The organism is Methylophaga sp., assembly GCF_965655755.1.
Taxonomy (GTDB): domain Bacteria; phylum Pseudomonadota; class Gammaproteobacteria; order Nitrosococcales; family Methylophagaceae; genus Methylophaga.
The window spans coordinates 1-3,659 of sequence record NZ_CBFHHW010000063.1 but is presented as its reverse complement, the minus strand read 5'-3'; the positions used below and the strand labels follow the sequence as shown (position 1 = coordinate 3,659).

Genomic DNA, 3,659 nt, shown 5'->3' with positions numbered 1-3,659 from the left:
CGACAGCAAGCTTTGACTTCAGTGGCTTCTTCACTGGTGCCTTTGGTGCTGATGGCCCTGCCGGTGATGATAGTGAAAGCTACAGCCTGAATCTGAATGGTTCAGATGTTGCCTCAGGTCTGTTTACGGTGGATAACACGGATACCGATGCTGGCGATGGTGATGGTTACGGTCAGGGCATAGAAATTGTGCTTAACGAAGTCGGTGGCGAAATCGTCGGCTCTGCGGGAGGTGTTGATTACTTCACTATCAGCGTTAATGACGACGGTGAAGTGACACTGACGCAGTTAGAAAACGTTTGGCATGCCGATACCACAAATCCTGACGATAGCCAGGGTATGGTGCTGGATTCAGAACTGCTGACTCTGGTGAAAACCATTACAGACGCTGATGAAGATAGTGCTGAAGCAACGCTTGATTTGGGTGGTGTCAACTTCAACTTTGAAGATGACGCACCGACTATTGCTGCTGAGCAACCGACTCAGCCATATCTGCTGACAGTCACCAATGAAGGCGGTGACGCTGGTTACAACAACACCTATGGTTTCTATATTAAAGGTGAAGATGGTGAGCCAGTCAGTGGCGAAATTATCTGGTCTAACGTTAAAGACAACGCGTCTGGTGAAATCACTGTCGAAGTGACCGACCCATCAGATATTGGTTTCTTTATTATTCCTGACGGTGCCGATCTGAACACGCTTAACAATGGTGATGCAGTGACCTTCGAACAGGATGGTGACGGCAACTGGCAAGTTGTTCTGGATGGTGAACCATTGACCGGACAAGGCACTAATGTCCTGTTCGACAATGCCGACCTGAATCCAGGTGACGCGGATGCAATGCAGGATAACGGTGCAGCCGGTAACCAGAACTGGGAAGACATCATTGGCGGTGATAATGACTTCAATGACGTTAATATTAACGTCAGCATCAACCAACTGGGTGCTATCACGGTCGCTGAAACTGATATCGGCAATGGGGACCCAAGTAATGCGACCGCAACGCTAGACTTGTCAGGTAGTTTCACAACTGACTTTGGTGCAGATGGACCGGGTGCTGTGGGTTATAATCTGACAGTTGATACAGACGTTGAAACTGGTCTGGTTGATACCTTGAGCGACAAAGCTGTTCAACTTCGTGTGAACGATGATGGCGAGGTAGAAGGGTTCATCACAAGCGATGATGACCAAGACTTTGTGGTCTTCACAGCCAGTGTGGATGAAAATGGCGAAGTCACGCTGACTCAACTGCGTGCGGTTGAACATGATGATGTGACTGACCCGGATGAAGCGAACTCTCCGGCGACACTCAATGCGGGTGCGATTGCACTGACCGGTACTATCACTGACGCCGATGGCGATAGTGCAGAAGGCAGCATTGATGTTGGTGTGTTGTTTGCCTTTGAAGATGATGGTCCGGTTGCAGTTGATGACGTCGACTCTATCGTTGAAGGAAGTGCTGAAGGCAATGTTGTTACGGCTGATAGCACAGACGGCGGAGCCGGTGTTGATAGCTACGGTGCCGATGGCCCTGGTAGCGTCACTTCAGTCACTTTCGGTGACACAACCGTGGATGTTCCAGCTGAAGGTTCTGTCGAAATCGATGGTGACTACGGCACATTGAGCCTGAGTTCAGATGGTAGCTATACCTACACCACTAACCCAGACAGCTTGCCGCAAAATACTGAAACGGTTGAAGGATGGACTAACACTGGTAGCAACATGACTGCCTTCAACATGGGTGAGTCGTTCCTGAACGCTGATGGAACATTCAGTGATAGCGGATCGGGTAGTGTCACTACTGGTGGCAATGCGCCAGGATTCGGTGTGGCTGGCACATCAGGTGCGAACACAGCAGTACCTGCACAAATCAATCAGTCAGGTAGTGAAAGTGAAGCACTGGCATTCAAATTTAGCGGTGATGTCACCTCAGCTACGGTTCAGTTCTCGAACTTGTTCCAGAATGAGAATGGTGGTGAGGCCATGCGCTGGCATGCGTTTGACGCGGATGGTAACCGGATTGACAGTGGTATTGTCAGTGACAATGAAAATGCCTCAGATCCTTATGCCAACAGTACGAATGTAGACTTTAGCAACAACAATGTCGGTTCATTCACGCTGAGCGATATCGGTGCCTTCAGCACCCTGGTGTTTGAAGGTGTGCCATACAGTGATGATGGCAGTGCCGGTTCTGATGATTCCGACTTCTTTGTCAATATCACGTCTTATGATGTGTTTGATACTCAAGCCAACGATTATCAGGATGAGTTCGGCTATACCATCGTCGATGGTGATGGTGACAGTGCTTCAGCAACATTGACGCTGAATGGTAACAGTGAACCTCAAGAAGGTCAGTTGGAAGCTATTGCGCCGGTTGCTGCTGATAACACGTATCAAGTAGATGGTGTCACAACAGGTAATATCATTACTGATGATGATGATAATGGTGGTGCTGCAACCGGTCGTGATTACGATAACGACACACCAGTCATTAACCTGTCTATCAACTCAGTTATCTTCGATGGTGATGAAACCTTTATTACTGAAGATAACACTGAAATCGAGCTTGATAATGGCACGTTGGTTATCAATCTGGATGGTAGCTATACCTATACTCCTGCACAGGATGCCGATGGTGGTGATGAGTTTGAATACACTTTGATTGACCCTGATGGCGAGATCAGTGAACCAGCGACAGTGACATTGCTTGAGACACAAATCGTTGATGTCCTTACTTTAGATGATGTGAGTGTCAACGAAGGTGACGGCACAGCGACTATTACCGGTAGTGTGGAAAATCCTGTTACGGGCAGCCCGTTGGTTATTACGTTGGATAACGGTGCCACTATCACGATTCCGGTCGGGCATAGTAGTGCGGTATCAACTCCGTTCCCTGTTCAAGGTGATGATCCATATATTGATGCTGAAAACTATACAGTTGAAGTGACCGGTACCACAGGTGGAAATTATTCGTCTCTGGACATCTCTGATGACGCGACAGTGACTATCAGTGACACCATTGATACCACGACCGTAACGCTGAACGACGTGAATGTAGCGGAAGACGGAACTATCACCTATAGCGCCAGTGTGGATAATGCACCACAAGGCAACTTAACCATTACGCTGACCAATGGCGTTGAGATCACCATTCCTGATGGGGCAACCTCTGGTAGTTCTGCCCCTCAAGCGGCGCAGGGTGACGATGTCTATGTTGACGGCGAGAGCTTCAATGTGGGGATTCAATCAACCAGCGGTGGTAACTATGAACAGCTGGATACCACTGATACCGCAGCAGTGACTATCAGTGACACCACAGATACCGTTACAGCGACATTAAGCACTGCAACTACCGATGTATCTGAAGATGGTGGCGACATCATTTACACAGTCACATTGACAGGTGGTCCTGGTGCTGTTGATCCGGATGCTGATCTTGTTATCGACCTGGCTAATGGTGAGCAAGTGACCATTCTGGCAGGTCAGACCTCTGGTTCAGTGACAGCAACATATACCGATGCTGACATTACTAACCAAACAACTATCACCAATAGTATTAGTGGTGTTGCGTCGGGTGGTACAGAGTATGAAAACCTGCAAACAGCCGGTAGTACCTCGGTTGATGTGGACTACGGACCTGTAATTGAAGACCTGACACCA

The 3,659-nt window shown here is 48.5% G+C and carries 1 protein-coding gene; it reads left to right on the top strand.

The features are described from left to right. Positions 1-3,659: DUF5801 repeats-in-toxin domain-containing protein (locus ACTF5U_RS12255; RefSeq protein ID WP_438971918.1), on the top strand; the 3,659-nt coding region annotated here is incomplete at both ends.